Here is a 25689-nt window from a genome sequence, read left to right as displayed (position 1 = left end):
TGATCTATTTAGGCGTAGGAAAAATGGATGAAAGCAAGGCATTGATTGCAGTAACTAGTTGTTCTAATTACAAAATCAATAACGAAGCTAGCATTCATTTTAACAAGCATAAATGAATAGATAATTATCGGATTTGGTATTATTCAAAAATAAAAAAGGGATATGTTAATATCCCTTTTTTATTTCCTGCGATTCAACCGCTCAAACCGCAACCAGCGGCCAACCACCCAAGGCCCGCCATTTATTAACCATATAAAAAAACAGCTCTGCCGTAATTTCCGTATCATATAAAGCAGAGTGAGCCTGCACACTATCATAAGCGATTCCCGCCTGCTGACAAGCTTTAGCAAGAACGGTCTGCCCTAATGTCAAACCTGCCATACTGGCCGTATCAAAGCTGGCAAAAGGATGAAATGGAACCCGTTTTAAATTACAACGCTCCGTGGCTTTGTTAATAAAACCCTGATCAAATGATGCATTGTGGGCTACGATAATGGCACGGTTACAGTGATTGTTCTTTTGATGTTTGCGCACAACTTTAAATATTTCAGTTAATGCGAGTCGTTCATCCACTGCAGCGCGCAGCGGATTAAAAGGATCAATCCCGGTAAAAGCCAGTGCTTTAGGATCTAAGTTAGCGCCTTCAAAAGGCAATACATGAAAATGTATTTTTTCGGCAGCGTAAAGATAACCTTGTTCATCCATCTCGGGAAAAATCGCCGCTATTTCTAAAATGGCATCGGTTTGCGCATTCAGCCCAGAAGTTTCAATATCAATAATGACCGGATAATAGCCGCGAAAACGCTTGTCCAATAAGTTGTCCATAATTTACTCTAACGTCAAACAAAAAGGGAGATTATACCCATGCGTCATGTAAATGCGAGTTTCAATACGCAGGACAGCGTAAAGTGACTGAATCCAGCCTGCTATTATTTCTTCATTTTACTCAATAAATCAGCAAATGGGTTATAAGTGGCACCTACATGTTCATCATCGCCCGCCTTTACGCTGCTGCCATAGAGATCAGCCTGAGTATATTTATCATGCTCATGATCGTGACAGTAGATACATAAGAGCTCCCAATTGCTGCCGTCGGCAGGATTGTTTGCATGATCATGGTCGATATGATGAACCGTTAACTCGCGTAAATTGGAATAAACAAATTCGCGCGCACACTTACCGCAAACCCAGGGAAATAGTTTCAGCGCTTTATCGCGATAATCACTCTCTAAACTTTTATAATTACTTGGTATATAAGCCATGGCTACCTTCCAGCATTTTTATTAATATAGAGAGTGTAACCTTTACACTCTCTGCAGTGAATAATCATATTATAAAATATTGCCCCACCCTATGCCAAACCCTGTTAAAATAGCTCTTTTTTTAAATGAGTACTGTTTATTATGGCAATCCAATGGTTTCCCGGGCACATGCACAAGGCACACAAACAGATCAAAGAGGTCTTGCCTCAAGTTGATATTATTATTGAAGTGGTCGACGCCAGAATCCCCTATAGCAGTGAAAATCCTTTAATTGCGCATATTCGCGAAAAAACGCCCTGTATTAAAGTGCTCAACAAATCCGATTTGGCAGATCCGCAAGTAACAGAGCAATGGATTGAGTATTTGGAACAGGAACAAGGGATCAAAGCACTTGCGATTACCACCTCAAAACCGGAACAAGTCCATCAAATCACCAAACTATGTGAGCAGATGCTGCCACACAGATTAGGTCAGGATAAACAGATCCGTGCGATGATTATGGGCATTCCGAATGTGGGTAAATCAACCATTATCAATATCCTTGCTGATCGCATCATTGCTAAAACAGGCAATGAACCGGCCGTGACTAAACAGCAGCAACGTATTCGCTTACCTAGCGGCATTATGTTATCCGATACACCGGGATTTTTATGGCCCAAAATTGAAAATGAAAATTCAGGTTATCGTCTTGCCGTCACCGGCGCGATCAAAGATACCGCGATTGAATATGAAGATATCGCTTATTATGCTGCAGAGTACCTGCTGGCGCACTATCCGGAGCGTTTAAAAGAACGTTACGAGCTTGAAACATTACCGCAAAGCGATCATGAGTTAATGGAAGCTATTGCATTACGCCGCGGCTGTTTACGTGCGGGCGGACATTTTGATATCTATAAAGTATCCACCATTTTGCTTAATGAATTAAGAAGCGGTGCACTTGGACCTTTGAGTATTGAAACACCGGAAATGGCCAAGGTTGAAAAAGTGGCGGTGGAACAACTGATGGCTGAACAGGCAGAAAACAAAGTGGAAAAGAAAAAGGCCAGAAAACGCAAATATAAACGCCGTTGATAAAGGCGATACAATCCCGATTAGGATCTGATCACCAAAGTTGCTGCCTTTCGGGGCCTTTTACACTTATCCGAGATTCAATTCTATCTGCCTCAGACTGTTTATTTTATGCAGAAATCTGCATAGGCGGCCGATAAAAAGCAGCTCACGCATAGAAAAACAGCCGGAATCTTTCGATTAAAACTTCGTTAGCCGGCTTTTTTCTTATACGGCCCTTTTCTGCCTGTTTTTTTCCTATAGGATTTCTTAAAGGGATTAGTACCACTGGGTAAATTGGTCAGCGCCTGTGGGCCATCGGCAATAGCCTTCTCTATAATACTTTTCAGTTGTTCTTGTAACGGCAGAACAAATCCTTGATAGCTTTGTTCTTTTTGGCTAATCGCATTTAACTGCATTTCCCAGTGCGCAGTCATATCCGGCAGGGTTAACATTTCCGGCAGGCTGTCAATCAACTTTCTGCCGGTTTCGGTAGCTTTAATCAATTTGCCGGTGCGCTGTAGAAAGGCGCGCTTAAATAATAGCTCAATAATACCCGCTCTGGTCGCTTCCGTCCCTAAACCATCTGTTTCTTTTAATATGGTTTTTAATTCCTGATCTTTAACGTAACGGGCGATATTACTCATCGCCGCCAGTAAGGTTGCATCAGTAAAATGTGCCGGTGGCTGTGTATTTTTTTCAATCACTTCCCCTTTGTTGCAAAATAGCGCTTGCCCTTTTTTAAGCTCAGGCAGAAAACTATCTTTCTCCTGCTTATCAAAAAGTACCTTCCAGCCATCACTGATTTTCGCTTTCGCTTTACTGATAAATAAGCCCTTACTTATCTCAATTTCGGCCACACATTCACTATAATGATAATCCGGATAAAACTGGCATAAATAGTGGCGTGCAATCAGACCGTATATATTTTGTGAAGCGCTGTCTAACCCCGTTAACGATTGTCGTTTATCGGTTGGAATAATGGCATGATGCGCATCGACCTTTTTATCATTCCAGGCACGGCTCTTTAGTGACAGATCCGCATCATTCACCGCATTTTGCAAACCGGGCTGATTATTAGCAATCGCCCGAGTAACAGATTTAGCCTGAGCATGGTGATTTTTGGGTAAATAACGGGAATCCGAGCGCGGGTAAGTAATTAACTTGTGCCGTTCGTATAAAACCTGACAAACATCTAAGACCTGCTGCGCCGTATAGTTAAAACGTTTAGCTGCATCAATCTGTAATGCAGATAAATTATAGGGCAGAGGTGCAATTTGTTTTTTCTTTTTAGCGGTAAAACTTTTCACCAGCGCGGGCTGCTCAGTAATGCGACGGGCGACATTCTCGGCTAACTTTTTAACCACGACCCGCCCTTCTTCATCCTGATATTGTTCACAGGCGGGACTGGGTTTCCATTTGGCTGTAAAAGAGGTAATATTTTCCGGTGCCAGTGTGCTTAACTGTGCCTCCACTTCATAAAAAGGTTTACTCACGAAGGCCTCAATCTCTTTATCCCGCCTTGCCACCAGCCCCAGAAGAGGCGTTTGTACACGCCCGACCGAGATAACCCCCTTGTAGCCGGATTTTTGTGCCTGCAGAGTATATACCCGGGTTAAGTTCAGCCCGTATAACCAATCCGCACGCGTTCTCGCAAGCGCTGAAGTTGATAAGGCAATAAATTCCTGATTAGAGCGTAACTGCTGCAGCGAACGTTTTACCGCATTGGTGGTTAAATCACTGACCAGACAGCGCTCCACCTGTTTTAACTTATTGCCCTTAACCCCGCTGAAATGAATGACTTCATCCACCAGCAACTGCCCTTCTCGGTCGGGATCCCCGACATGGACAAGATGATCCGCCTGTTTGATCAGTTTTTTTAAGATAGCAAGTTGTTTACTGGTACGGGGCGTTGATTTTAATTGCCAATTTTCAGGAATAATCGGCAGGTGTTCAAATTTCCATTTTTTATATTCGGGATTATAAAACTCCGGATCAACCTGGGTTAACAGATGCCCAATACACCAGCTGACAACATCACCGTTAGCAACGTGAATACAGCCCTCCGCCTTGCGGTGAGGTTTTGGAAGTGCATCTGCAATCGCGCGTGCTAAGCTTGGTTTTTCGGCAATATAAAGTTTCATTTCGACCTTTAATAAACTGTTTTTTTACCATTGTAGCGCTTATATCCCCTTCCTTCAGGTAGGGGATATAAGCGTTTTCTTTCATCATTAAAAACACTGTATATACTAACAGTTATGAATAAGTCAACTAAAACACTTAAAACGCTAAAAGTCAGAGTTAAGGATAAGCACAAAACTATCCTTAATCGGATGGCATTTGCAACAAATCAGATATGGAACGCTGCAAACGCTGAGACTAGCGAATGGTGTTGTATCCCCATACCTGAAGTTGGCTACATTAGAAATAACATATCAGCCTTTGATCTGCAAAAACAGCTAAAAACCATCAAGAAAAAGCGTGGTTTTATTATCCCCGCTGTCACCGTCCAAGAAATTATCGCCGTTCATGCAAAAGCGAGAAAACAGTTTTAAAAAGACAAATTGAAGTGGCGCACCTCTGGCGGTGCCAGGCGCTCACTTGGTTTTGTGCCGTTTAAATCAGAAGCCGCTAAATATGTTAACGGCCAAGTGCGGTTTGCCGGGTTCTTTTTCAATGTTTGGGATAGCTACGGCCTGAGTGAATATTCATTTAGATCTGGTAATTTTAGTGAAGATAGCCGTGGCCGTTGGTACTTTAACATTGTGGTTGAAGTGGCGAAGGTTGTCTCAACTGGAACTGGTGAGGTTGGCATTGACTTAGGACTAAAGCAAACAGCCACTTGCTCTGATGGTACTGTGTTGGCAAGAAAAGCATTCTATAGAAATTTAGAAAGCAAGTTAGGTAAAGCGCAAAGAGCGAATAAGAAAAAACAGGTAAAAAGCATCCATGCCAAGATTAAAAATCAGCGCAAGGATGCAATGCACAAGTTCACCACTGAGCTTGTCAGAAATAACGGTTTAATTGTTGTCGGAAACGTAAGCAGTGCAGCTTGGGCAAAAACTAAAATGGCCAAGTCTGTTTTAGATGCAGGGTGGCACATGCTAAAAACCCAACTAGTGTCTCTTCTAAAAAGAAATGATAAGTTGATTGCCAATTCGAAGACTGCTGATCTTGTGCGCTAATACGACCACAGGCCAGCCTCCTCCGTGCGCTTAAAATTTAAAAAAGCGTACGGTAACGCCATAAAATCAACTAATCAAAATTAATTGGAAGAGACACTAGATTATAAATCCAAAGGGATGCGGTTGAGTTTGTTGAAGTTAACGAAAAATACACTACTCAGATGTGTTCGTGTTGCGGTGAAATATCCGTCAACAGTCCGAAAGGTAGAGCAGGTCTTGAAATAAGATAATGGACTTGTGCGTTGTGTGGCACGAAGCATGATCGAGATATCAATGCAGCAAAGAACATTCTCCGTTTGGGACATCAAACGCTAGCAGTAGAAATCCCCGTCCTTTAGGTCGGGAAGGATGTCAAACAGTAGTATACTCGTATCACAAATTCAAGTTTTATAAACCGTCATTAACGGAACCATTAAGCTTTTTGACTGACTAAAAAGGCATCTGGAAACAAATATATCTCTTTCCCTTATTCACTTTCTCCTGGTGGCAATTAATGAAACAATTTATCCCGTTTATAATCTTAACCTCTTCAGTATTTTCTCTCAGTGCCTGTAGTGAAGAGACAGTGCAGACTGAAAAAAAACAGGCACCAGAACAAGCTCAGCAAATTGACCAAACTGACCAAACTGACCAAACTGACCAAACTGACCAAACTGACCAAACTGACCAAACTGACCAAACTGACCAAACTACAGAAAAACATGAATTAGCCGAAACAACAACTCCAGATATTCAGCAAGAGAGTGAGCCAAAATCAGCCGAACAACTTTGGCAGGAAAGCCAGCAATTAAGTAAAGATGTTTGGGATAAAAGTAAACAATCCGGAGAGCAGCTAATAGAAAAAGGCGTACAGAAAGGCAGTGAAATTTTACAAGAGAGCAAGCAAAAAACCGATAAGTTATGGCAGTCTACCAAAGAAAATTCACAGGAGATCTGGATTGATACCAAAGAGACCAGCGCTGAAGTATGGAATGACGTAAAAGACACCAGTAAAGAGGTTTGGTTAGATGGCAGTAAAACACTTGAAACACTGATCAAAACTAAACAGCAGGAAACACACCCCGATGAAAAAAACGATACTGCAGTAGAACTGGCTGACGATGAGACATAAATTTTCTCTTGTTTTTGTGGCAGTTAACCATTTTTAAGCAAATATGGGCAAAAAAACGTCAAACAAACAAAATTTTAAAAAGAATGATTGACTCTTTAACGCCCATAAAGCAAAATCACCTCGCTTTCACAGCAACCAACTAAATGCTCGCTTAGCTCAGTTGGTAGAGTCCCTGCTCGACATGCAGGTTGTCACTGGTTCGAGTCCAGTAGCGAGCACCATTTTCTTATCCAAGAACGTCTCCCAAAGTATTTAAACTTCAAATAAACGCACTAAATTCAACGATTTCCACATTTTCCAGTCCAATAGCGTCTATTGCCGTCTTGTAGAATCCACAGTTTAATGCCACACTTAATGCCACATGAAATAAATCATTGCAACATGCTCTGAAAAAATGCAAAGAAAAGTAGGAAGCGTTAATATGGCCAATAAAACTCAGCCCTTAACAGCAACTCAAATCCTAAATGCTCCAGCTAAAGATAAGGAATACAATCTTTACGATGGAGATGGTTTATCTTTACGCATAAAACCTATCGGTACTAAATTCTGGTTGTTTAATTATCTGCGACCGATTACGAAAAAAAGAGCAAACCTTTCTATTGGTCGATATCCCGATCTTTCCTTAGCAAAGGCCAGAACTAAAGCAATTGAAGCAAGGCAATTATTAGCTGAAGGCATCGATCCTAAAGAACACCGTGACACGACCTTAAAAACTAAACAGGCAGAGCTTAACAATACCCTGCAAGCTGTATTTGAAAATTGGTTTGCAGTTAAGAAAACCAGCATAAAAGAACTCACGGCTAAAAAGCTCAAGCAACGGTTAGATAAATACCTGTTAACTCATCTTGGGAAATTCCCTCTAAGTGAAATCACCGCACCACAAGCGATTAAAATCCTGCAGCCAGTTGCCAACCAAGGCAAACTAGAAACGGTTGGCAGGCTTTGCCGTAACCTTAATGAAATAATGACCTTTGCCGTTAACACCGGCATTATCGAGCACAACAAACTTGCAGGCATCGGTAAAGCGTTTGCAACAGCTCAAGTGACTAACCAAGCTTCGCTTAAGCCAGAAGAGCTACCCGAGCTATTAACAGCCCTTAACTTCGCCAATATAAAGCTTATTACTCGTTGTTTAATTGAATGGCAGCTACACACCATGACACGCCCTTCTGAAACAGCTGGTGCTCGCTGGGATGAAATTGATAGAGATAAACAGCTTTGGAATATTCCAGCCGAACGGATGAAAAAAGGCAGACCACATACAGTGCCCCTAACAACACAAACACTCGCGCTATTAGAAACAATTGATTCGATTACGGGTGACAGTGAATATATCTTCCCTGCTGATAAAACAAATAAAAAACATACTAATAAAGAAACAGCAAACAAAGCACTCCAACGAATGGGCTTTAAAGGTCGTCAAACCTCTCACGGCTTACGTGCGCTAGCAAGTACAACCTTAAACGAGCAAAGCTTTGATGTAGACGTTATTGAAGCTGCTCTGTCACACGTAGACAAAGATAAAGTAAGAAGCGCTTACAATCGCACTGATTACCTTGAACGCCGTAAAGTTGTGATGAGCTGGTGGAGTGAACATATTGAAGAGGCATCTAAAGGGTCAAACTCTATTACGGGCCTAAAAGCCCTAAAGATTGCTAATTAAACACCACAAATGAGAATGATATTCACTATCACCCAAGATCGATGGATACATTAAGTTTATTGAGAGGGTTATGATCGATTAACCCGCATAATTTTGCATGGTCCATTATCTGATAAAAATATAGATAGTTTTGCATTAATACTTGCGGATCCCCATTATCCTTAACCGGCTGTAACACTTCCATTACCAACCTGGCGTTTATATCTTTAACTGAACAAGTTGCCACAAACGGTAAAATAAAGTTCTCTAATGAATTTGTAATTGTTTTTAAGGCAATTGATTTAAGTTCAGAAGATTTAACTTTAAGCCATTCATTAACTAAATTTTCAAAAAGATATTGATTTATTTCAGCTTCTTCATTTTTCTTAGCATCCCTATATTTTTTAGGATCAATATTATTCGCTAGCAAAGAGTTAAATTCATCCCTCACCATTCTAGCTTGCTCAAGAGTAACATTTGGATAAACGCCTAATCCAAGGTTTGCTCTTTTTTTAGTATATGGATGGGTATAATTATATTTCCAAGATTTTGTTCCTGTAGCTCTAACAAACAAATAAAGCCCATTACCATCACCAAGGTTATATTCTTTTTCTTTTGGGGTCGCAGACTCAATTTGTTGCTGGGTTAATGGAGCTACTTTTCTCATGTTGTCACCTATTATCAACCGATTTATGAACACACTTTAGATCGATAATACTCATAAATTTTGTAGACTACAAACAAGCATTAATGGTTATTTTTAGAGCCCTAATTCCAGTGGGATCTCAACTTCTCAATCTTTGTTTATGGGAAGTAGTTGGCAATATATCTTATTTGCTTCAAATACATCGCCTCTATTTTTTCTTTAAATGTCGTTTTCTGCAGAAATCCGATCATTTAATACATCAAGCCAATTAGTATTTTCATATTGTCTGTCTGCGGGGTTTACAGGAATAACAGTTACCTTATCTCTATTTTCAGCACTTATACGAAGCTTTTTAACTAATTTTCTTTTTTGCATTTCAGGTGAACCATCAGTGCTTAGGCATATCCAATACAACGACTTGTTGTGATCTTCAATTAGTTGTCTGAATAAACCATTAATATGACTGTCATCAATATTAAATCCATAACCAATTACAACTATTCCGTCACAAGTTATATATTGATCAAACAAACCAACATAACGTCTAGACATATCTACAGATGTTAATGGTTTCAAACCACTTTGAGTTAATATGAATGGAACATGAATCTGATCGATGGGAACATCTTCTTCGGAACAACATGAGATAACAGAGTTTTTATACGGATTGTAATAATCACATACCCCACCGTTTAAGTGCTGTACTGAAGGAATAGAAAAATTCAATTCCTTTGAAATGTTTTCAACCAAATTATTATAATTTGCAGTTCCAATCGCACCTATTTCGATATTTAGTTCGTTACATCGTTGTAAATCATGATAATAGCCAAAACTTGGTAACTCTCCCGCTTGTTCTAATTGCATGATGATGTACTCTCTTGTCGCCCTTAAAAACACAACCATTTTTGAGAATTTTGCCCATTCTGTTTTGGGAGAGAAAAGGTATCTAAAATGGCTGTCAATGAGTGACTGATAATCTAAAACTGTCGTAAATATGTTCTCAAGTAGTTGTTGGGATACTGCACACAACAAATCATTAATAGTTCCATTTTCGACATCGTAATCTCTCTTTTGCTCTAGTAATAATTCCAACGCTGTCAAACCAGCACGGCTGAATTCTAATTTAAACATACCACTAACATCATCAAAAATAGGAATATTATCCGGTGCAGCTTCAAATAATTCTTGGTTTAATCTTTGCACTAAGTCTTGCCCATGTGCACCGACTAATAATTGTAAAAATGCTCCAGCATATCGTTGTAAATCTGCAGTATTAGTTTCACTACTAATCACACTTAAAACTGCAGAATAGAATTCACTACCAAAAAGACGAACTTCATTTGCTAAAATGGGGTTCATACGTACAGCTGTTGAATATAAAAGTTCTCCATACTGGGTTTCCATTTCAGAACCAAACTTTTCAACTAATCTTTGCTTATCGAACCCAAGCTGAGAAAGTGCATATTCAGCCTCTTCATCAAAATTATTTAATCTTCGAATTATTTCTGCTTTTCGGTATTCAATTGATGACTCTATTAAATTAGTGAATTCATTTTTACCGAAAGCATGAATGCGTTGAGTTGCATATTTTTCAGGAAGCCAACTTGTTGCGTAGTTACTTAATGCATTAATTTGGCCAAGTTGTTGGCGAAGGGATTGCTTGTGTGTACTAACATCTTGACGAAACAGATCAATGGCAAATTTACCTCCAGTAGGTAAACCATAACCAACCTCGGCCCCTGCTCCAAAGAAAAAACCTAATTTCATGAATACAATTCCTTACGTTATTCGTTAGTGATAATATTTATGTGAAATATAACGAAGCTGTATATTTACACCTTTCAGCCTGTTTATTTAAAATGATAAAGCACAATAATCTTTATTATCATACGGTTAGTATCCGTAGATTAATCAAACAAACCCTAACCGCCTATATTTTTCAAGCTGTTCTATACCCCAGTCATCACTATTCACTTTTAAGTAAACTTTCAAATATGCGAGTGCTTTTTCTGGTTGTCGCATTTGCTCATAAGCTAGGGCTAATCGCCTTAAAATATGGGCTCTACGGGGAAACTGTTTGTTAAGGTCCACTAACAGCCCTATCGCCTCATCATAACGGGATTGCAAACCACATAAAGACGCTTTTTTTAGTAACATTTCCGGTTTATTAAGTTCTCCACGAGATTCGATATTTTCAATTAATTTATTAGCATTAAGCACATCTTTCGCTTTTAGGTAAGTATTTAAAGCTAGTTCTCTAAACTCGATCCCCAATTCAACGTCCAAAGCCAAGCAATCTCGATTTTGTTTTAAAGACTCAACACATTCAAAATAACGCCCACCACGATATAGTGCTCTTAGCTGAGTTAACAGTGCATGATAATCTTTACTTGAATCAAACTCAGCCTTAGCAACTTGCGCGGCCTCTACATACTTCTCATCTTCAATTAACGACAGAGCATGCGATGACCAATCATCTTGTCCAACACCTGGCATAGATGTCGCCACACGTGGCTCGAAGTTAAGCTGGGCAATACGAGCGATCTTCAAATCGCACAGCATTTCATCAATATCAGACCAACGTTCTCCTGACTTTATACTCAGAGCTTTAGCAATGAATTGCTCCAATCTTGGAGAAACGGTTTTATTAAGTTCACTCGGTTTTGCATATGGAAGACTACGATATACGGCACTAGGAGTATCATGAGGTGGTCTACCAGTAACGAGTTGATACATGAGCACACCAAGGCTATACATATCTCCTCGGATCAATTCTAGGAAGTTGCCACGACGCTCTGAACAATCTGCAAACTCAGGTGCAGAATACAAAACTGTGCCGCCGTTCTGACGACTTCTTGCGTAGATCTCTTCAGGTAATGCAGAGCTCCCAAAATCAGTTAATTTAACTTGTTCACCACTGATTAAGATATTATGAGGTTTAAGATCCCCATGGGAAACAGGTTTTTCAAGAGTCGCTAAATGTTTAACACCAAGTAATATTTGCTCATATATTTCAAATATTTGCTTATAGGTTTTAGCAAACCCGCTTTGCGTATCTTCAAGGAGTTGAGCCAAGCTTCTACTGGGAAAATATTCCATTTCAATGCCATACCACTCTCTTTCTGGCGGTATACGTCCCATCCGATAAATTTGAATGACATTGGGATGTGAAGGAGTATCAAGTAAATCATGCCCTTCACGTAAGCTACTGTCGGAAGCGGAGCAATCCTTAGGGATCTTAACCGCGACAATTTCGTTGTCTTCTATGCGTTGAGCACGCCACACCCAACCATGAGTACCATCGCCAAGCTGCTCAAGTAATAAATAGCGATCACCTAGCTTCATATCACTACTAGGCATGAAATAATGTTTTTTCTTCGCCACAATTACCCCCTTTCAATCACATCAACAAGTTTATGAATACCTTGATGATCACATTCAAAAACAAAATTCATCATAACCAGCTGTTTTGGGTTTGCACCTTCCACACGATCACCATTACCAAGTGTAAAGCCACAAGAAAATAGTTTTCTTAATGAATCGTGATCAGGCATAGCCTTTAATCCTGGCGTCCAATAGGCTAAAATTAACAGTTCAGGCTGAACCAGCCACCTTTGATGAGCGAGTAACAGGTTTTTCACTTTACCTACAAGTTTGTCTTGATCGGATTTAGTACCTGAATAACGTTCAAATTCGGCGACAAGCTTAGGGCGCCTCGTTAATTTATCGAACCAGACAGCATCTGAACGAACATCATGTTTGGCTCTGATGGCATATTGAAGTGGTGCGGGAATCTCCACCGCACCAGAAAAACCTAGATAATGCCCGAGCTGCATCCAATAACTACATCCCAAGCTGTGAATAAGGGTATCTTCATCTTTCACTCCCCAATCACTAAGCATCGGAAAAGACGTCTCAACAAAGGTCTTATCACTAATAGCGTTGTTAACTTGAGTTAAAAGACTATTACCCATTAAAGCTTCCCCAAACATTCAATACTTCAGGTGATTCACCACCATGAACAAGCGCTTTAGGACCCACTTTAACAAGTAAAGGCGCTGGTATTGAACGCCCACAAATTAAAGCTTCACCGGTTGATAAACTAGGCAATTCTTCTAAATCGGCCTTACTCACCATATCTGAAGCTTTGGTTATAAAACGTTGATCATCTGGATTTTTAAGTCTCATTGTAATCAACGTATTACATTGTGATGTTACATCAGCATCTAGTTTTGATGGTCGTTGACTAACTATACAGAACCCAACACCAAATTTACGGCCTTCACCCGCGATCTTTTTAATAATCCGATGGCTTACGGCTTTACCACCAGCCGGGGCAAAGTTATGCCCTTCTTCATAAACCAAAAATGCTGGACGAGTTTTATCTGTTTTACTGGAGGCTGCACGAAGGATCTCACTAGATAATAAACCACAAATAACTTGTTTTGCAGTATCACTTAACCCCTGTAAATCAATAACAACCAAACGCCCTTTTTTATCCGACGGTCGTCCAATCATTTCATATATATCAGTTGGTCCTGAAAGATCTGAAGAATAGAAACTTTGTGCTTCATTCAACACTCGCGATAATTTCATAGATGCAACCGCTGCAGAGCGGCCATTTAAGGCTTGAGCTTCTGCACTGCTTAAATCATCCCAATTTTTTACTTCATCAATACCATCTCCAAGGAAGTAACGCAGTTTGTTAATGTCTCTTGGTTCTACTGTTTCAACCGTTCGCCAATAACGAATTGCAACATCTAACACGCGTTGCTGAGGCTCTGTTAATCCAGGTAGAATTTCAGAAATATCATCCATCTCAAACTTATCAAACTGTAACGCCAACACTTTATTTTTATTAGCATATTTTTGTCTAAACGTATCAATCTGAGGAGTGTATACCTGAATGCCTGCATTCGCTTTTTGAAGTTTTTCAAACATTGTCTTTATTTCTGGTAACGATTTAGCATCACGCTCATCTTCAGTATCGAAATGATCTCCAAACTGTAAATTACCACCTTGCAATGCACGTCCATATTCACCATGAGGATCAAATACAACGACTGTACCGTTGTTAAGGGCAACCAAGCGTTCGATTACACGGCCAACTGTATAAGATTTACCTGACCCCGTCATTGCCAAAATAGCCATATGCTCAGTGACAAGTTTATTTACATCTAAATATACCGGGACAGTGTTTTCACCATGCTCATAACCAACCAAATTACCTATATGTAAGCTATTCTGCTCGTTGAATTCATAGAAATCACTTAAGAATTGATAATCAACGGTCTCAACTTTAGACCCCGGATCTAAGGGTCTACGTGGGATTTTAATCTGATTAGTTTCTGAATCTTTATAACCAACAAGATCAACGGTCGCATAAACATGTTCACCCGTAACCTCTGCTCCAGGTAACAGCTCAAGATCAGAAACCGAATTACCAAAACCTGAATTAAATAACATATTGGTACGCTGTATGGAAACAATACGCCCCAACACATAAGTCACTGGCTCATCTTTACGTTCCTGATGTCGAACGCGTACAAACTCCCCTCGACGACCTGAAAAAGAACTATTTAACACCATTTTTAAATTGTGTGGTTCGCCTGTATTACCGACTAACGTGCCTAAAACTTGATGCTTCATTAAAACTCCCCATCCAAATCAGATAACCAAATATCCTCTACTTCTCGTGACTTAAGCGCAGATTGAATATTCGATTTATAATATTTTACAAATTGGTCTAACTGTTTTAATTCTTGCTCCGCTAACTGTATCGGTAATGGGTAAGCTTTTTGCCCCCCAACAGCCATCAAACACATCAACTGCCCACATAACTTATCAAGAGCATTTGCTTGCCACTCTGGCTCATCTCCAGCCAACTGAACAAGACGAATACCGGTGCTATTACCACCTTTAAAATGAAACCCGACCAAGCCATTTTCAGCTGCCAATTTCGGCTCAAGTCTGGTTTGCTTTTGTGACATACGAAAAGCAGCAGTACGTGTAAAACTACTTAAAATACCATTAATAAAACGCTGTTCACCGATACTACTAAGCCCTCTGAGGTGACTAAGAATATCGCCTGCTGCTTGCTGATCAATTCCTTCGCTGGACAATAACTGCTCCATACCCTGATCAGTTCTCAGATCCTGTTTGGCAACATATAAAATCGCACCAAATTTCTCTGATGCAATGCCAGCCAATATCGGCCCCGCAACATTCCAAGGATAAAGCTTTTCCTTATGGTTCTGCCAAAATTGCTCAATGACAGATAAAGTCTGCTCATAAGCAGTTCGATATTCAGCATGCTCAGGCGCATCCTTAAGTGGAGCCATGTCTCGCCCAAGAAATAATGGACAATCCATTAAAATCAAATCAAGCGATTCGCCACTGAGCAAACGTTGTTCAGCCATTTGATAAGCCTGACGGATTTGTATTAAAGCAAGTCGCTTTGACTGATTAACAAAATCAATATCATCAAGCTCACATAAACTATCTTGCCCCTTAGTCGATACCGCGTTATCTTGAATCATTAACTCTAAGCTGACTGCCGCACTCGCATAAAGAAAACCACCTAAGGTTTTTTGCACAGCCGATCTGGTTGCGATACCAACGACATTAATATTTAACGGGTTAGGTCGTTCAATAGGTTTAACTAAGCCGGCCTCTACAAAAAGGGGCGCAAGCTGCTCTAAATCACGTATTTGCTGTAATAATCGCCCAACCGTGCCAGACATATGCAATTGTGTCTGCACTGCCAAGGTTTGCGCTAAACTACGATTACTCATCATGGCATCCTTTTCAATTCATCAGCATAAAGCTTATAAGGGCTTGCAATTACCTCTGCTAAGCCCCTTTCGGTTAATTTATCGTTTGAAAATAAATCTTCTTCAATTAATTCAGCAACTGCTACATTCAACTCTTCGGATGAAAAACGAAATACACCCAAACGTCCCACCCGAGAGACCAAACTATTAGCATCGGTAAATATGTGGCCATAAGCACAACAGAGCAAAGCTATATGTTTTTCATTCAGTACTAAGGTTGCTTTTTCGCTAACTGGGAGAGGCTCTTTTACATGCCCAGCAATGCCATACAACCCTGCCAACCAAGATTGCACTAGCTCAGGAATATCAAGACAAGTGAGAGACCAAAGAGGAAGCCCGGTGGCAACAAATACGCCACCTGAAGAATGTGGCTTATGGTAAAGTGTATTTAAACTATCATCATTCCAGTTATGTGCATATTCACGGGAAAACTGATGAGATACTGCTTTAAACTGAAATCGAGTCTCATCAGCTAAGTTATTTACTAAACCCACTGTAGTGGTGGTTTTATCGCCACTAGCACTTTCAACTTGCCAATCCAATGCATCAGCCAACCGCCCCGTATTAAAAGGAGGGATTAGCAGAATACCTCTACCAGAAGACTTGATCCACGCCATTAAACTAGCTTGCTGCTGTGATGTGTAAGTTTGCCATTCATGCCCAAACATCATCAACAACCCATCAGTGGGCAATTTAAAATCACTATCTAACGACTTAACTGATAAAGAGTCAGATATCACAGCACCGCGTCGATGGTTTGCTAATTCGCCAAATAAATATAAATCGGCTGTTAAAGTCACAACTGACCACCTAAACGGTAAGTTCTAACAATCAGGTTCTTAGCCACCAATTCATCAGCTTCAACAGGCTGTAATTGAGGATCATTACTATCAGCCATATCTTGTACTATCTGTACCCAACGCCCAGCACTTATTAGTGACGAATTAAGCAAGGTAGATATTTCATTCATATGGTTTGCATCTCGCTTATTTAGCTTGTCTTTTGCTTCGGCCAAAGTGCCAAGATCTTCAACATTCTTAAGCGTAAGTGGTGTTAATCTCCCCAATTTATTGACGCTTTTTAGTACATTTAACGCATTATCAACTAGAGTATTTTGTGAATTAAGTAAAAACTCTCGATAACCTTTACTGTAGTTTTTAAGTGATTCAATATCCCCTATCAATTGAGTCAATTGTTTCTTCACATCATCTAGGAGTGGAGGGACCTGCTCATTCAGCAAACTAAATTGCCCAAGTTGCATTTCATTGTTGATCTTATCTTTCAGTTGATCAGCATCGTCCTGAACATCATCAAACAAATTATCTACAAATTTTATTTTATTTTGCAATTTTGCCAGTTTAGTTTTCCCATCAGGATACTGCCGCGCATAGTCTTCAGGTGCATTGGCTAAGTCCTTTTCAACGATGGTTAACCCTTCTTTAGCAGAAGCAGCTCTTTGCTGTTGTTTTTCAAACTCTTTTTTGAGATCCCGATAGGCGCTAATAATTGAGCCATCAATCTGTTCCAAATCTATGAATGTTTCAGTTGTAGAAGAGTAACCTACCTCTTTAGATAGTTGTTCAAGACGGGATAACGCCCGATCAACCTCTAAGTTACGTAAGTAAAATCCGAGCGTGCCAGCTTCTGACTGCTGCTTATTGGCAGTCCCACACGACACAGTGCCTGGTTTCACCGCCCCAGCAAGAATATTAGAAATTTTATCAAGCGCCAGCGTGAATATATTGATAGGAAATTGTGGAAGCTTGCTACTGTCATTTTTGATCGAAGTAATCAGTTCAGCTGCACGATTAGATACCGCAGATTCCGTTTTATAAACCTGATCAGAAAAAGCTTTCGCTCTAGCAATACGTTGCCATAGCGGATTTTTATCTTGCTCAAAATCTAAATTAAAAAATTGATCTTGTTTTAGTGTTTCCTGGTAGCTATCTGCTTCATATACCCAATCAACAGCTTGCTGGTGGTTAAACCTGGCCTGAGACGTTTTACTTAAAGCAAGTTGATAAGCTTCATCACCGCATACAAGCTTTAATAACTCGGTTTCTTCTATGCGTTTAAACGTATCTTGTTGCTTTTTAGCGCGATCTAAATCAGCTTTAGCTTTGTTAGTTTTGGTCCCCACTTTAATTCTACCAAGCGGCGCAAATAGTTCATTAATTCGACCTTCACCAAATAGGGTCGCAATCGTATCTACTTGCTGAGGATAATCATTTGCAAGCCAATTTTTAGCTTCGGTTAACTTACCTTCAAAGGCATTGCGTTCAAATAGACGATAAACAGATACTTTTGCCTTACCTGGTTCTGCACTTTCAGTCACTAACAGCGCCGTGCGTAAAACAAGCATCCAATCATTAAATACCTCTTTTGGGGTGACAATCCAGCTATAACCAAAAAACCAGTCTTGCTTTGCTTGCTCAAATGTCAGTGCCATATATTTAAATAGACGCTCTTTCATTAAGCGACAAATAAAAACTGGAAATTGTGCTTCTGCTGACAGTTCGTTAGTCGAAGTAAACAACTGACTCCATTCAAGCTCACTATAACCATCATTAATCTCTTTAATTGGCACACGGAGCTGGCGAACAAGATCATATAAAGCATCATCGGCTACATTTCGAGGCGTCTTATCATATCGACGCAAGGATTTTACATTTGAGCGAACAACAAGATCGGCCCACCCCTGCACTAATATTTCACGATCTTTATCGTTAAGCTTTTGTCCAACACGTAGCGGCATGGCAATCAAACCACGCTCATGAAGCCCTTGACGCCAAAGGTTTATGCTCTCCATAACACCGCGGTTCAATGCATTTAATCGTTGCATAAACTTAGTGGTAAAGCCGTGCATATCCAAGGTAAAGTCCTGGCAATCTTGAGTCGCAATGCCAATCTGTTCAAGTACATGCTCTTCATTGTGACTTAGACGATACAGGCATAAGTACTCTTTCGCTTTTTGTAATACTGGATCAGAGGCTTTCTGAAACTTATTACCCAAATCAATCGATGACGTAACGGCAATAACCGGATATTTCCCCTCATGACCAAACTGAGCGGCGGCTTGTGAACACAGCTTTTTCAATTCGCTTTCATTACTAACGTAAGCAAATACCACTCGCCCTTTAGGATGCAACTGCAATGCACGACAAGATGCTAGACCATTAACCTCTTGCTTGGCTTTTGATGCACTGGTCGCAATAGTAATTAAATCATTCGCTAACTCACTGTCTACGGCGTCATATTGCCAATGGCTATCAATTAAACGCATTAACCCAGTTAAACGAGTTCGCTGTTTATCGCTTAGTTTTTCACTCTGCCCACGCATAGCGCTTTCATGTGCATTAGCAGCATCAGGATCTTTAAAAATTAATGAATGCTGACTCTGCTTGCGGTAACGAAGGTTTAGCCGGTTAAGCATCGTCACGCTCGGGCCAATATGAGTCGGCGTTGCAGTTAACTCTTGTGCATCACCATAAAAATGCAGCCATAAAGCACGTGCAATGTCCTCTGTAGCGCCATGAGGATAAAGTAATTGTAATAACTCGATAAATTCCGCTTTGCTACTGGGGATTAACAGTTGCCCCGTTTGTTCATGAATAGCAAAAGTCGCCAGGTTTGCCAGTAACTGTTTTAAATTTACCTTTTGCTCTATACCATCAAACAACCATAAATCGCCTTTGTCGCGTTTAAACTTGGCATTTTGCAGCGCAGGTCTGCAGCTATCAACACTCCAGTTAACCAAGTGATAGTAACTAGCAATGGGATCTTCATACTCATTTAATGTAGCAACTAAACTTTTGGTTTCGTCGCTGACCTTATCTAACGCTATTGGCAATTGACCGTAAAGCAATTCTGTAGCGGCATCTTTAACTTTTAAATTAGAAGTTTTAATCGCATCAATAGCGCCTGCATCTAAAACATGGTCCCTTATTCTCGGTGAGCTTTTAATCACCGCATTAAATAACTGTCCAATGCTTTTAACCGTTTCACCACTCATACTTAAGCTTTTAAGCTTTTCATCCACTGCGGCCATGATCACGTTAAACCAACCAAAGTTCCCCCCGCTCATGGCGTAAGCCGCTTCAACTAAACCCGGTAAATAACTCTGCGCCAGTCGTCCATTTTTTATTAAAGTAGCAACATAATCACTCACATCCGAAAACGCATTGTGCTCTAAATCCAGCATTGAAAATCGACGGGCTAACGACGAAACTTCCCTCAACTCCTCACCAATCGCAGGCGAACATAAAGCGACATAACGTAACCAAGGTAATTTGCGGCGTGGATCTTCCTCTTTAATCGCTTGTCCCATCAGTTTAATGGCGCGTCCGTCAAGGCGTTTTAATTCATCCCCTTCAAGCCCATACGTCGCCGCTTCTGCTGCAGTTTCTAACTCATCCAGCACCACCAACACATATTTAATACCAAACTGCTTTAAATAATCATAAGCCGCATTAACTAAACGCGTAGCTAAAAACTCATCATCATAAAGCTCTTGGTCGCTGTAATTTTTGTCAAGTTCTAATCGCTTAGCGAGCTCTTGGTGATCAAAACCTTCCACTTCTAATCGGTCAAAACATTGCTTTGCTACTTGGGATTGAATCGAGCCATCAAAGGTGTTCTTTGCTAAAGGTTGTAAAGCGGTAAACAAACCGTAGGCAAACCAGTTATCTGAATTTTGAAACTCCGTCGCTATCTGGCTGTAACGGATATACAATCCTAAATACTGCTCACGATCGGCATCATCCCGAAACAATTTGGCTTGCTTTAAATCGCCCGCTTGGTCACGGCAATACCACCCAGGACTTGCATCATTAATTTGTGCTATCAGTTCATAACCTAAACGCGACTTACCTCGGCCCCACTCAGCCACCATAGAAAAAACTTGCGCAAAATTATTGTCTTCTTTATCAACTAAGTGAATAAAGCTTTCAAAATCATTAAAAAACTGACTTTGTCCAACTAATGGATCTTTAGGTGGATAAGATGATAAACCATCAGACTGCCAATGGTGCTGCGCCAATAGTTGATAGGTATAATTCACTGGGCTTTTAGCATCGCAAGCCGCTTCATGCAGTTGATTTGTTGTAGTCACAATCTGTTAGCCTCTAATTATTTTGTAATTTGTCTGTTGTAAAACCCATGGTTGTCAATAAGAGACAACTCATCGAACACGCCTTATTCGGCCACTTAATTCTATTGCCCAGCGTTCTGCTTGCTCGCGGATTGCTGCGGTAATGTGTTGTCCAGGACGAGCAAAACCAATAGTGCCCAAACGTGTATTCGGTACGGGTTCAAACTGCGGGTTAATTTGATAATGGGGAATATCTTTACTGCTGCCCTGAACAAACTGCCAAACTTTGGCTTCCACCATGCAACCAATAACAGGCGCAAGGGCAGCATCTAGCTTGGTAACTTGTTGATCGGCAGTTAGTTCGCTAAACAGGGAGATGTCCAAGCTATCTAACACGCGTAAAAGTAATTCAGCTAACGTGCCACAACTTACTTCTAAGTCATCGCGTGTAGTGACAATCACCTGAATTTGACTTGGCTGCATGAAATACTTGGCCTGAGTTGGATCTATCTCTAATCTCAGTCCACCAGCAATTTGCTCTGATCGCCATATATCTTGTGCATAGGCGACTTGCGCCAATAAATACGCCCAAGGGTGTTGCAATAGCCAAGCGAGGCTATTCTGCATATCGCTTTCAGACTCGATAGGAGAAACATTGCCAGTTAACAGATAAACACCATTGCCTTTACCCGGTTTACTATGAATTGCACAGGGCATTTGAATTAAGCGATGGGCTTGCCAAGCTGCAGAGGTGTTTTCAATATTGATTTGACTAAGTTCATCAACACCAACATGATCATTGTTCATCGTGGCTGCAGTGGCTAATGCACGCAGCAATTTTGGATAACTGGCATTTTGCTCTGCGCCTTGACCAAAGACTAAGCTCTCAATATCAGCAAAGTCAGTCGCTTGCAATGACGCGACATCAAGTTGCGTTAACACGCTCCCCGCCGCACTGCCTAGCAGGCTGATTTGTTCAACTAAGGCATCATCGTCTTGTCGGCTACCTGCATCTTTTAGCTGCGCGGCAATAATCTTGCTCCACGCCGTTTGATATTCAGCTTGCGTTGCCACAATAGCAGCTAAAGCATCTTGGCTGGTAGGTAAGGACTGCCGTAACTTTACAAACAGCTGGCTGGCAATTAAGCTTTGCTGATCATTGGATAAATGCCATATTCCCAAGGGCCGCAGCACGTCCAAGTTTGGTTTGTTAACACAAACACCATGTTCAATGAGATCAAGTAAAAGTTGAGCATCCTTACTCGTTAGCATTAATTCTGCTCCTTCTCTTTTTGATCAAGCTCGGCTTCATCTAGTAATTCATAAAGAGTATCTAAATCAGAGAAGAGTGGCTTACCATCTTTTGCTGCATAACCTTTATCTGTAAGCTTGCGAAGGATTGCTTTGTCTTTTGTATCATCACCATTTTCTAGGGCTTGTTGGGCAGTAATGATTTCATCTTCAGATAGTAAACCTTCAATTAACGCTTCCATTATCAACTTGGTCGTAACAGTTAATCGAGATGAACACTCGCTAGCAACACCAGCTTTTGCCAACAACTCATCAGTTGCAAGCCAGCTTATTAGCTCCTTACCTGTGAGTTTAGGAATGTAGATATCTAACTTCGCCATATCAACAGGATACGAATGGGCAGTAATACCACGAATAGTTGATTGGATTTGTACATAACCTAATTTGCTTAACAAATAGGTACGTAAATATGAAGCAGGTATTTTTGAAGGATCGGTCCTTATAACCATAACTTCAGTTGAAGGAAGTAACGGTTTGTCGCTATGAACAAAAGTTATATCCTTGCCTATGTATGATTTATTATGTGCAGCATTACACATTAGTAAATCGTACTTTTTAGTAAACTTTTCGTTCTTACTAGGCGCTTCAACTTCTCTTGGCTGGCCCTTAATGTAGTCCGGTGACAAGTTAGCCACTGTAACTTGCTCGCAACAGTTGTTTTCACCTTCTGGTTGTGTTTGACCATTAAATATAGAAATACAACAACTAGATAGATTTCCAAAACTATCTAAGTCTTGATTTAAGTATGTATCTACAACTCCTGGGTAAAAATGAGCATCCATTCGTTCCGTCATTTGTTGTGTCGAAACTAAGCGTGTTTTCTTTGCGAAATCAAGCTTAGTCTGCACCGGTATAAACGTTTGATGATAAGTTTGGATTTCTTCATCTTTATCTTTTGCCCACTCACGCAAAAATTCAGCTTGACGGACTTTATTACCTATGTAGATTTGGGCTTGTTTAGAATAATTTGGGATTAGTATATTTGGTACATCAAAAATACTCAGGCCTTGAATTATCGTACCTCTTTGCAACCTAATGGATTGATTTTTACCAAATTTAGTATTGAAGAAACATGAAATATAAGCTGAGTCAAAGTTGTTATTTATTCTTAATGCAATTAAATGAGCTGCAATGTTGAACTCTTTATCATTTCCACCAATCAAGGCACATTTACCCACAGACCCTGTACGACTTATCAGTACGTCACCACTAAAAACTTTGGTCTTGCTTAATTTACCATTATGGAACTCAAATCCTATTTTATCTGTATTAGCTCCAATCTCAATATTACCATTAACTATGTTCTTACTTGATAAGTAATAAACACCTTCAGGATCATAATAAATCTCAGTAGGACCAGTGTAACCAAGCTGGATGTTTTTTAAGGCGTTACTAAGTGGAACAGTACAACCTAATTCCACTAGATGTTTTTGATTGTCGATAAATTCTGGTCGATAAAACTCTGCATCTAATCTCTCGGTGAGTTCAAAATCGCTTATTTTTGAGTGTTTCATCACTCCCCCCTCACATAGGCACCAGCGATGGCAGCAAGGTCATTAGGCACGCCTGTTGAGTAATCTTCTACGTTTTTTTTAACGATATAACCCAAGGTATCTGCCACTGCCATAAACACTTCACCTTGTTCCTGATTAGCAAAAGTGTTTTCGTCCTCATGGTGAGCATCACGTTTTTGCAGGTAAAGAATACTCGTTTTAGCCCCTGTACCTGAAAGCGCAAAGGTATCAGATGGCAAAGAAACAACGGCTTTGATAATGGCTTTGCCACCACTAAACTTACCGGTACTTTCATCTTTTTTACCCATAATGTATTCGCGAACATATCGGTCACCAGAGTTACACAATATACCGTCAGGCAATACCATTAATAAGCGGCCACCAGGCTTTAATAACTCTAAACAACGGTCTATAAACAGTACTGCCATATCCAGACTGTTACTGGCTAGTTTCCAACGATCTTTTGAATTGGGCTTGCCACCTAGAGCGCGACCATAAACACTTGGTTTGTAGGTCCAACCTCCCCCCTTCTGGGCTTCGTGTAAGTCAGTGGTATATTGTTCTAAGATCTCGAAAATTGACGATTTAGACTTACCAAAAGGAGGGTTGGTGCAGATCAGATCGAAACTGCCCGCTTGTAGCTGGGTAGTCGTCAATGAATTGTCAGTCTTAAAAATTTGTGCTTTGGGCGCCCCCAATAACGCCATATTAACCCGCGCCAATTTTACCATTAACGGTGCAGCATCTGCTCCAACAAAACTATTCTCTAACATTGCCTTAAAATGTTCATTGCGGCGCACGTCATCTGCCGTTTCTGCGCCCAGCACTTCCATTAATGCACGTTCAACATGACCTAGAGCAATTGAACCAAAACCATAGGAGCCGCAAGTAGGATCACAAAAGCGAAAAACAGGTTTATTGTCGCTCCCCTTAGTATTTAGGAGCTCTGGCGATTCTTGTAAAATATCGTGCATCGCCATCTGCAGCATGCACTGCTTTACAGGTGCTGGTGTTAAATAAACGCCCATACCACCTTTAGATTCAAAATTACCACGTAGGAACACATCAAATACCCGCCCCAGCACATCGGCGGCGACAGCCCCCAAGTTTGGATGCTCTTTACCCGCAATAATAGCGCGCTCAGAAGCAGGTTTGTTGTATTCAGCATTAAGGTAAATACCGGGTAAATCTTGGATTAGCTGCATCAACGCAAGGTAATTACCCGGTTTAGCTAAACGCAGGTGAGTTTCTTCATCAAAGATCGGATGCTTTTCATCTGCATCATCAATAACCACATAATCAACATGTTTTTTAAGCTCATCAAAAGCTACTTTAATCTGCTTTACGGCCTCTGCTTTATGCTGCTCGATATATTGCCAATCGAATACGTCTTTAAACAGGAAGCTGTTATCACCATAGGTGAAGGTTTGATTGGGGTGGTGAATACGGAAGGTTTCCAGAAACAGGAATTTAGCTACCTCTTCGATAATTTCATTTTTATTAGAAACATTATCTTTCTCTTTGGTATAAACCGTCTCATGGAAATAATCTAACCCTCCCATTAAGCGTTCATACATCTCGCGAGACCAGTAATAGGTAGGATCACGTTTTATTTGTGTGTATTTATTAATGTCTTGAACATTAGGAATTTGATCCACCTCAAGAGGTGGGAAGTTCATCTCAAACAGCTTTGTATTTTTACCGTCTGATACATGCACAAACTTAGGGAACTCTGCATCATCCAACGCGCCAGCGGTATCAATGACAACTTTTTCAACTTCATCCGCATTAGCGAGCTGCCATTGCCCTTCCGCTATTACCCAAAGCAAAATTCGGTGAGTATCTATGCCATCTGAATTTTTACCAAAGACTAAAGTAGCCGTTTGGTCATCCGTGCTTGTAGTTAAAGATGCTTGCTGGTTAAACCCTTTAGCATCGTAAGCTTCCGTTAGTTTTTCAGTATTAAATTCGAGTACTTCTTTTGCTGCTTTTGCTTGTTCAATTTCAGCTTGCTGAGCTTTAGTTAACTTTTTATCAGTTGTCATATTT

The 25689-nt window shown here is 40.4% G+C and carries 19 protein-coding genes, 1 tRNA gene and 1 pseudogene; 7 read left to right on the top strand and 14 right to left on the bottom strand.

Features of this window, described 5'->3' with window-relative positions:
* Positions 1 to 201: 201 nt before the first annotated feature.
* Positions 202 to 825: a ribonuclease T gene (gene rnt / locus ABZA00_RS04120; protein ID WP_372880875.1), complete on the bottom strand. Its 624-nt coding sequence runs from the start codon at positions 823 to 825 to the stop codon at positions 202 to 204.
* A gap of 104 nt (positions 826 to 929) precedes the next feature.
* Positions 930 to 1262, bottom strand: coding sequence for a YajD family HNH nuclease (locus ABZA00_RS04115; RefSeq protein ID WP_372880874.1), 333 nt, complete (start codon positions 1260 to 1262; stop codon positions 930 to 932).
* 141 nt (positions 1263 to 1403) lie between these two features.
* Between ABZA00_RS04115 and ylqF the strand changes: the two genes are divergently transcribed.
* Positions 1404 to 2333, top strand: coding sequence for a ribosome biogenesis GTPase YlqF (ylqF, locus tag ABZA00_RS04110; RefSeq protein WP_372880873.1), 930 nt, complete (start codon positions 1404 to 1406; stop codon positions 2331 to 2333).
* 188 nt (positions 2334 to 2521) lie between these two features.
* Here ylqF and ABZA00_RS04105 read toward each other — a convergent pair whose 3' ends face one another.
* Positions 2522 to 4453, bottom strand: coding sequence for a DNA topoisomerase III (locus tag ABZA00_RS04105; protein WP_372880872.1), 1932 nt, complete (start codon positions 4451 to 4453; stop codon positions 2522 to 2524).
* Between the two features lie 114 nt (positions 4454 to 4567).
* Here ABZA00_RS04105 and ABZA00_RS04100 point away from each other — a divergent pair, with 114 nt between their 5' ends.
* The 6 genes and pseudogenes from ABZA00_RS04100 to ABZA00_RS04075 all read left to right on the top strand — a co-directional run bounded on the left by ABZA00_RS04100 (position 4568) and on the right by ABZA00_RS04075 (position 8268).
* Positions 4568 to 4864 carry a hypothetical protein gene (locus ABZA00_RS04100; protein ID WP_372880871.1) on the top strand — a complete coding sequence of 99 codons (297 nt, stop codon included), beginning with the start codon at positions 4568 to 4570 and terminating at the stop codon, positions 4862 to 4864.
* A 9-nt stretch (positions 4865 to 4873) separates the two neighbouring features.
* Positions 4874 to 5494, top strand: coding sequence for an RNA-guided endonuclease InsQ/TnpB family protein (locus ABZA00_RS04095; RefSeq protein WP_372880870.1), 621 nt, complete (start codon positions 4874 to 4876; stop codon positions 5492 to 5494).
* A 107-nt stretch (positions 5495 to 5601) separates the two neighbouring features.
* A pseudogene (locus ABZA00_RS04090) lies at positions 5602 to 5832 on the top strand (zinc ribbon domain-containing protein).
* A gap of 155 nt (positions 5833 to 5987) precedes the next feature.
* Positions 5988 to 6605 (top strand): hypothetical protein, encoded by a 618-nt coding sequence (locus ABZA00_RS04085; RefSeq protein ID WP_372880869.1) that lies wholly within the window; start codon positions 5988 to 5990, stop codon positions 6603 to 6605.
* A 145-nt stretch (positions 6606 to 6750) separates the two neighbouring features.
* Positions 6751 to 6826: transfer RNA gene (locus ABZA00_RS04080), tRNA-Val, on the top strand.
* 200 nt (positions 6827 to 7026) lie between these two features.
* Complete coding sequence (locus tag ABZA00_RS04075; RefSeq protein ID WP_372880868.1) at positions 7027 to 8268, top strand: integrase domain-containing protein; 1242 nt, start codon at positions 7027 to 7029, stop codon at positions 8266 to 8268.
* A 28-nt stretch (positions 8269 to 8296) separates the two neighbouring features.
* Here ABZA00_RS04075 and ABZA00_RS04070 read toward each other — a convergent pair whose 3' ends face one another.
* From ABZA00_RS04070 to ABZA00_RS04020, 11 genes are all read right to left on the bottom strand, one after another.
* A complete protein-coding gene (locus ABZA00_RS04070; protein WP_372880867.1) occupies positions 8297 to 8914 on the bottom strand; it encodes an integrase arm-type DNA-binding domain-containing protein in 618 nt (205 codons plus the stop codon).
* 198 nt (positions 8915 to 9112) lie between these two features.
* Positions 9113 to 10660: a hypothetical protein gene (locus ABZA00_RS04065; protein ID WP_372880866.1), complete on the bottom strand. Its 1548-nt coding sequence runs from the start codon at positions 10658 to 10660 to the stop codon at positions 9113 to 9115.
* Between the two features lie 144 nt (positions 10661 to 10804).
* Complete coding sequence (locus tag ABZA00_RS04060) at positions 10805 to 12277, bottom strand: protein kinase (protein WP_372880865.1); 1473 nt, start codon at positions 12275 to 12277, stop codon at positions 10805 to 10807.
* Between the two features lie 2 nt (positions 12278 to 12279).
* Positions 12280 to 12867, bottom strand: a complete 588-nt coding sequence (locus ABZA00_RS04055; protein ID WP_372880864.1) for a hypothetical protein — start codon at positions 12865 to 12867, stop codon at positions 12280 to 12282.
* A complete protein-coding gene (locus ABZA00_RS04050) occupies positions 12860 to 14542 on the bottom strand; it encodes an ATP-binding protein (RefSeq protein WP_372880863.1) in 1683 nt (560 codons plus the stop codon). The genes ABZA00_RS04055 and ABZA00_RS04050 overlap by 8 nt, the downstream gene beginning before the upstream one ends.
* The gene (locus ABZA00_RS04045) at positions 14542 to 15687 is read right to left on the bottom strand and encodes a hypothetical protein (RefSeq protein ID WP_372880862.1); all 1146 of its coding nucleotides are present in this window, start codon (positions 15685 to 15687) and stop codon (positions 14542 to 14544) included. Before ABZA00_RS04045 ends, ABZA00_RS04050 begins: the two co-directional genes overlap by 1 nt.
* Entirely contained in the window at positions 15687 to 16526 is an 840-nt protein-coding gene (locus ABZA00_RS04040) for a hypothetical protein (RefSeq protein WP_372880861.1), read from the bottom strand. The genes ABZA00_RS04045 and ABZA00_RS04040 overlap by 1 nt, the downstream gene beginning before the upstream one ends.
* Entirely contained in the window at positions 16523 to 20836 is a 4314-nt protein-coding gene (locus ABZA00_RS04035) for a hypothetical protein (protein WP_372880860.1), read from the bottom strand. Before ABZA00_RS04035 ends, ABZA00_RS04040 begins: the two co-directional genes overlap by 4 nt.
* 69 nt (positions 20837 to 20905) lie before the next feature.
* Positions 20906 to 22087 carry a hypothetical protein gene (locus ABZA00_RS04030; RefSeq protein ID WP_372880859.1) on the bottom strand — a complete coding sequence of 394 codons (1182 nt, stop codon included), beginning with the start codon at positions 22085 to 22087 and terminating at the stop codon, positions 20906 to 20908.
* Positions 22087 to 23640, bottom strand: a complete 1554-nt coding sequence (locus ABZA00_RS04025) for a hypothetical protein (RefSeq protein WP_372880858.1) — start codon at positions 23638 to 23640, stop codon at positions 22087 to 22089. The genes ABZA00_RS04030 and ABZA00_RS04025 overlap by 1 nt, the downstream gene beginning before the upstream one ends.
* Positions 23640 to 25685 carry a class I SAM-dependent DNA methyltransferase gene (locus ABZA00_RS04020; protein WP_372880857.1) on the bottom strand — a complete coding sequence of 682 codons (2046 nt, stop codon included), beginning with the start codon at positions 25683 to 25685 and terminating at the stop codon, positions 23640 to 23642. The genes ABZA00_RS04025 and ABZA00_RS04020 overlap by 1 nt, the downstream gene beginning before the upstream one ends.
* Positions 25686 to 25689 lie beyond the last annotated feature (4 nt).

This window comes from Psychromonas sp. (assembly GCF_041586535.1).
GTDB lineage: Bacteria > Pseudomonadota > Gammaproteobacteria > Enterobacterales > Psychromonadaceae > Psychromonas.
Note: the sequence above shows the minus strand (reverse complement) of the source record. Positions and strands in the feature narration are given on the sequence as shown.

What these genes read in the sequence shown, in the direction of transcription:
- rnt (WP_372880875.1), bottom strand. Translation starts at nt 825, where the DNA reads ATGGACAACTTATTGGACAAGCGTTTTCGCGGCTATTATCCGGTCATT.
- ABZA00_RS04115 (WP_372880874.1), bottom strand. Translation starts at nt 1,262, where the DNA reads ATGGCTTATATACCAAGTAATTATAAAAGTTTAGAGAGTGATTATCGC.
- ylqF (WP_372880873.1), top strand. Translation starts at nt 1,404, where the DNA reads ATGGCAATCCAATGGTTTCCCGGGCACATGCACAAGGCACACAAACAG.
- ABZA00_RS04105 (WP_372880872.1), bottom strand. Translation starts at nt 4,453, where the DNA reads ATGAAACTTTATATTGCCGAAAAACCAAGCTTAGCACGCGCGATTGCA.
- ABZA00_RS04100 (WP_372880871.1), top strand. Translation starts at nt 4,568, where the DNA reads ATGAATAAGTCAACTAAAACACTTAAAACGCTAAAAGTCAGAGTTAAG.
- ABZA00_RS04085 (WP_372880869.1), top strand. Translation starts at nt 5,988, where the DNA reads ATGAAACAATTTATCCCGTTTATAATCTTAACCTCTTCAGTATTTTCT.
- ABZA00_RS04075 (WP_372880868.1), top strand. Translation starts at nt 7,027, where the DNA reads ATGGCCAATAAAACTCAGCCCTTAACAGCAACTCAAATCCTAAATGCT.
- ABZA00_RS04070 (WP_372880867.1), bottom strand. Translation starts at nt 8,914, where the DNA reads ATGAGAAAAGTAGCTCCATTAACCCAGCAACAAATTGAGTCTGCGACC.
- ABZA00_RS04065 (WP_372880866.1), bottom strand. Translation starts at nt 10,660, where the DNA reads ATGAAATTAGGTTTTTTCTTTGGAGCAGGGGCCGAGGTTGGTTATGGT.
- ABZA00_RS04055 (WP_372880864.1), bottom strand. Translation starts at nt 12,867, where the DNA reads ATGGGTAATAGTCTTTTAACTCAAGTTAACAACGCTATTAGTGATAAG.
- ABZA00_RS04050 (WP_372880863.1), bottom strand. Translation starts at nt 14,542, where the DNA reads ATGAAGCATCAAGTTTTAGGCACGTTAGTCGGTAATACAGGCGAACCA.
- ABZA00_RS04045 (WP_372880862.1), bottom strand. Translation starts at nt 15,687, where the DNA reads ATGAGTAATCGTAGTTTAGCGCAAACCTTGGCAGTGCAGACACAATTG.
- ABZA00_RS04030 (WP_372880859.1), bottom strand. Translation starts at nt 22,087, where the DNA reads ATGCTAACGAGTAAGGATGCTCAACTTTTACTTGATCTCATTGAACAT.
- ABZA00_RS04025 (WP_372880858.1), bottom strand. Translation starts at nt 23,640, where the DNA reads ATGAAACACTCAAAAATAAGCGATTTTGAACTCACCGAGAGATTAGAT.
- ABZA00_RS04020 (WP_372880857.1), bottom strand. Translation starts at nt 25,685, where the DNA reads ATGACAACTGATAAAAAGTTAACTAAAGCTCAGCAAGCTGAAATTGAA.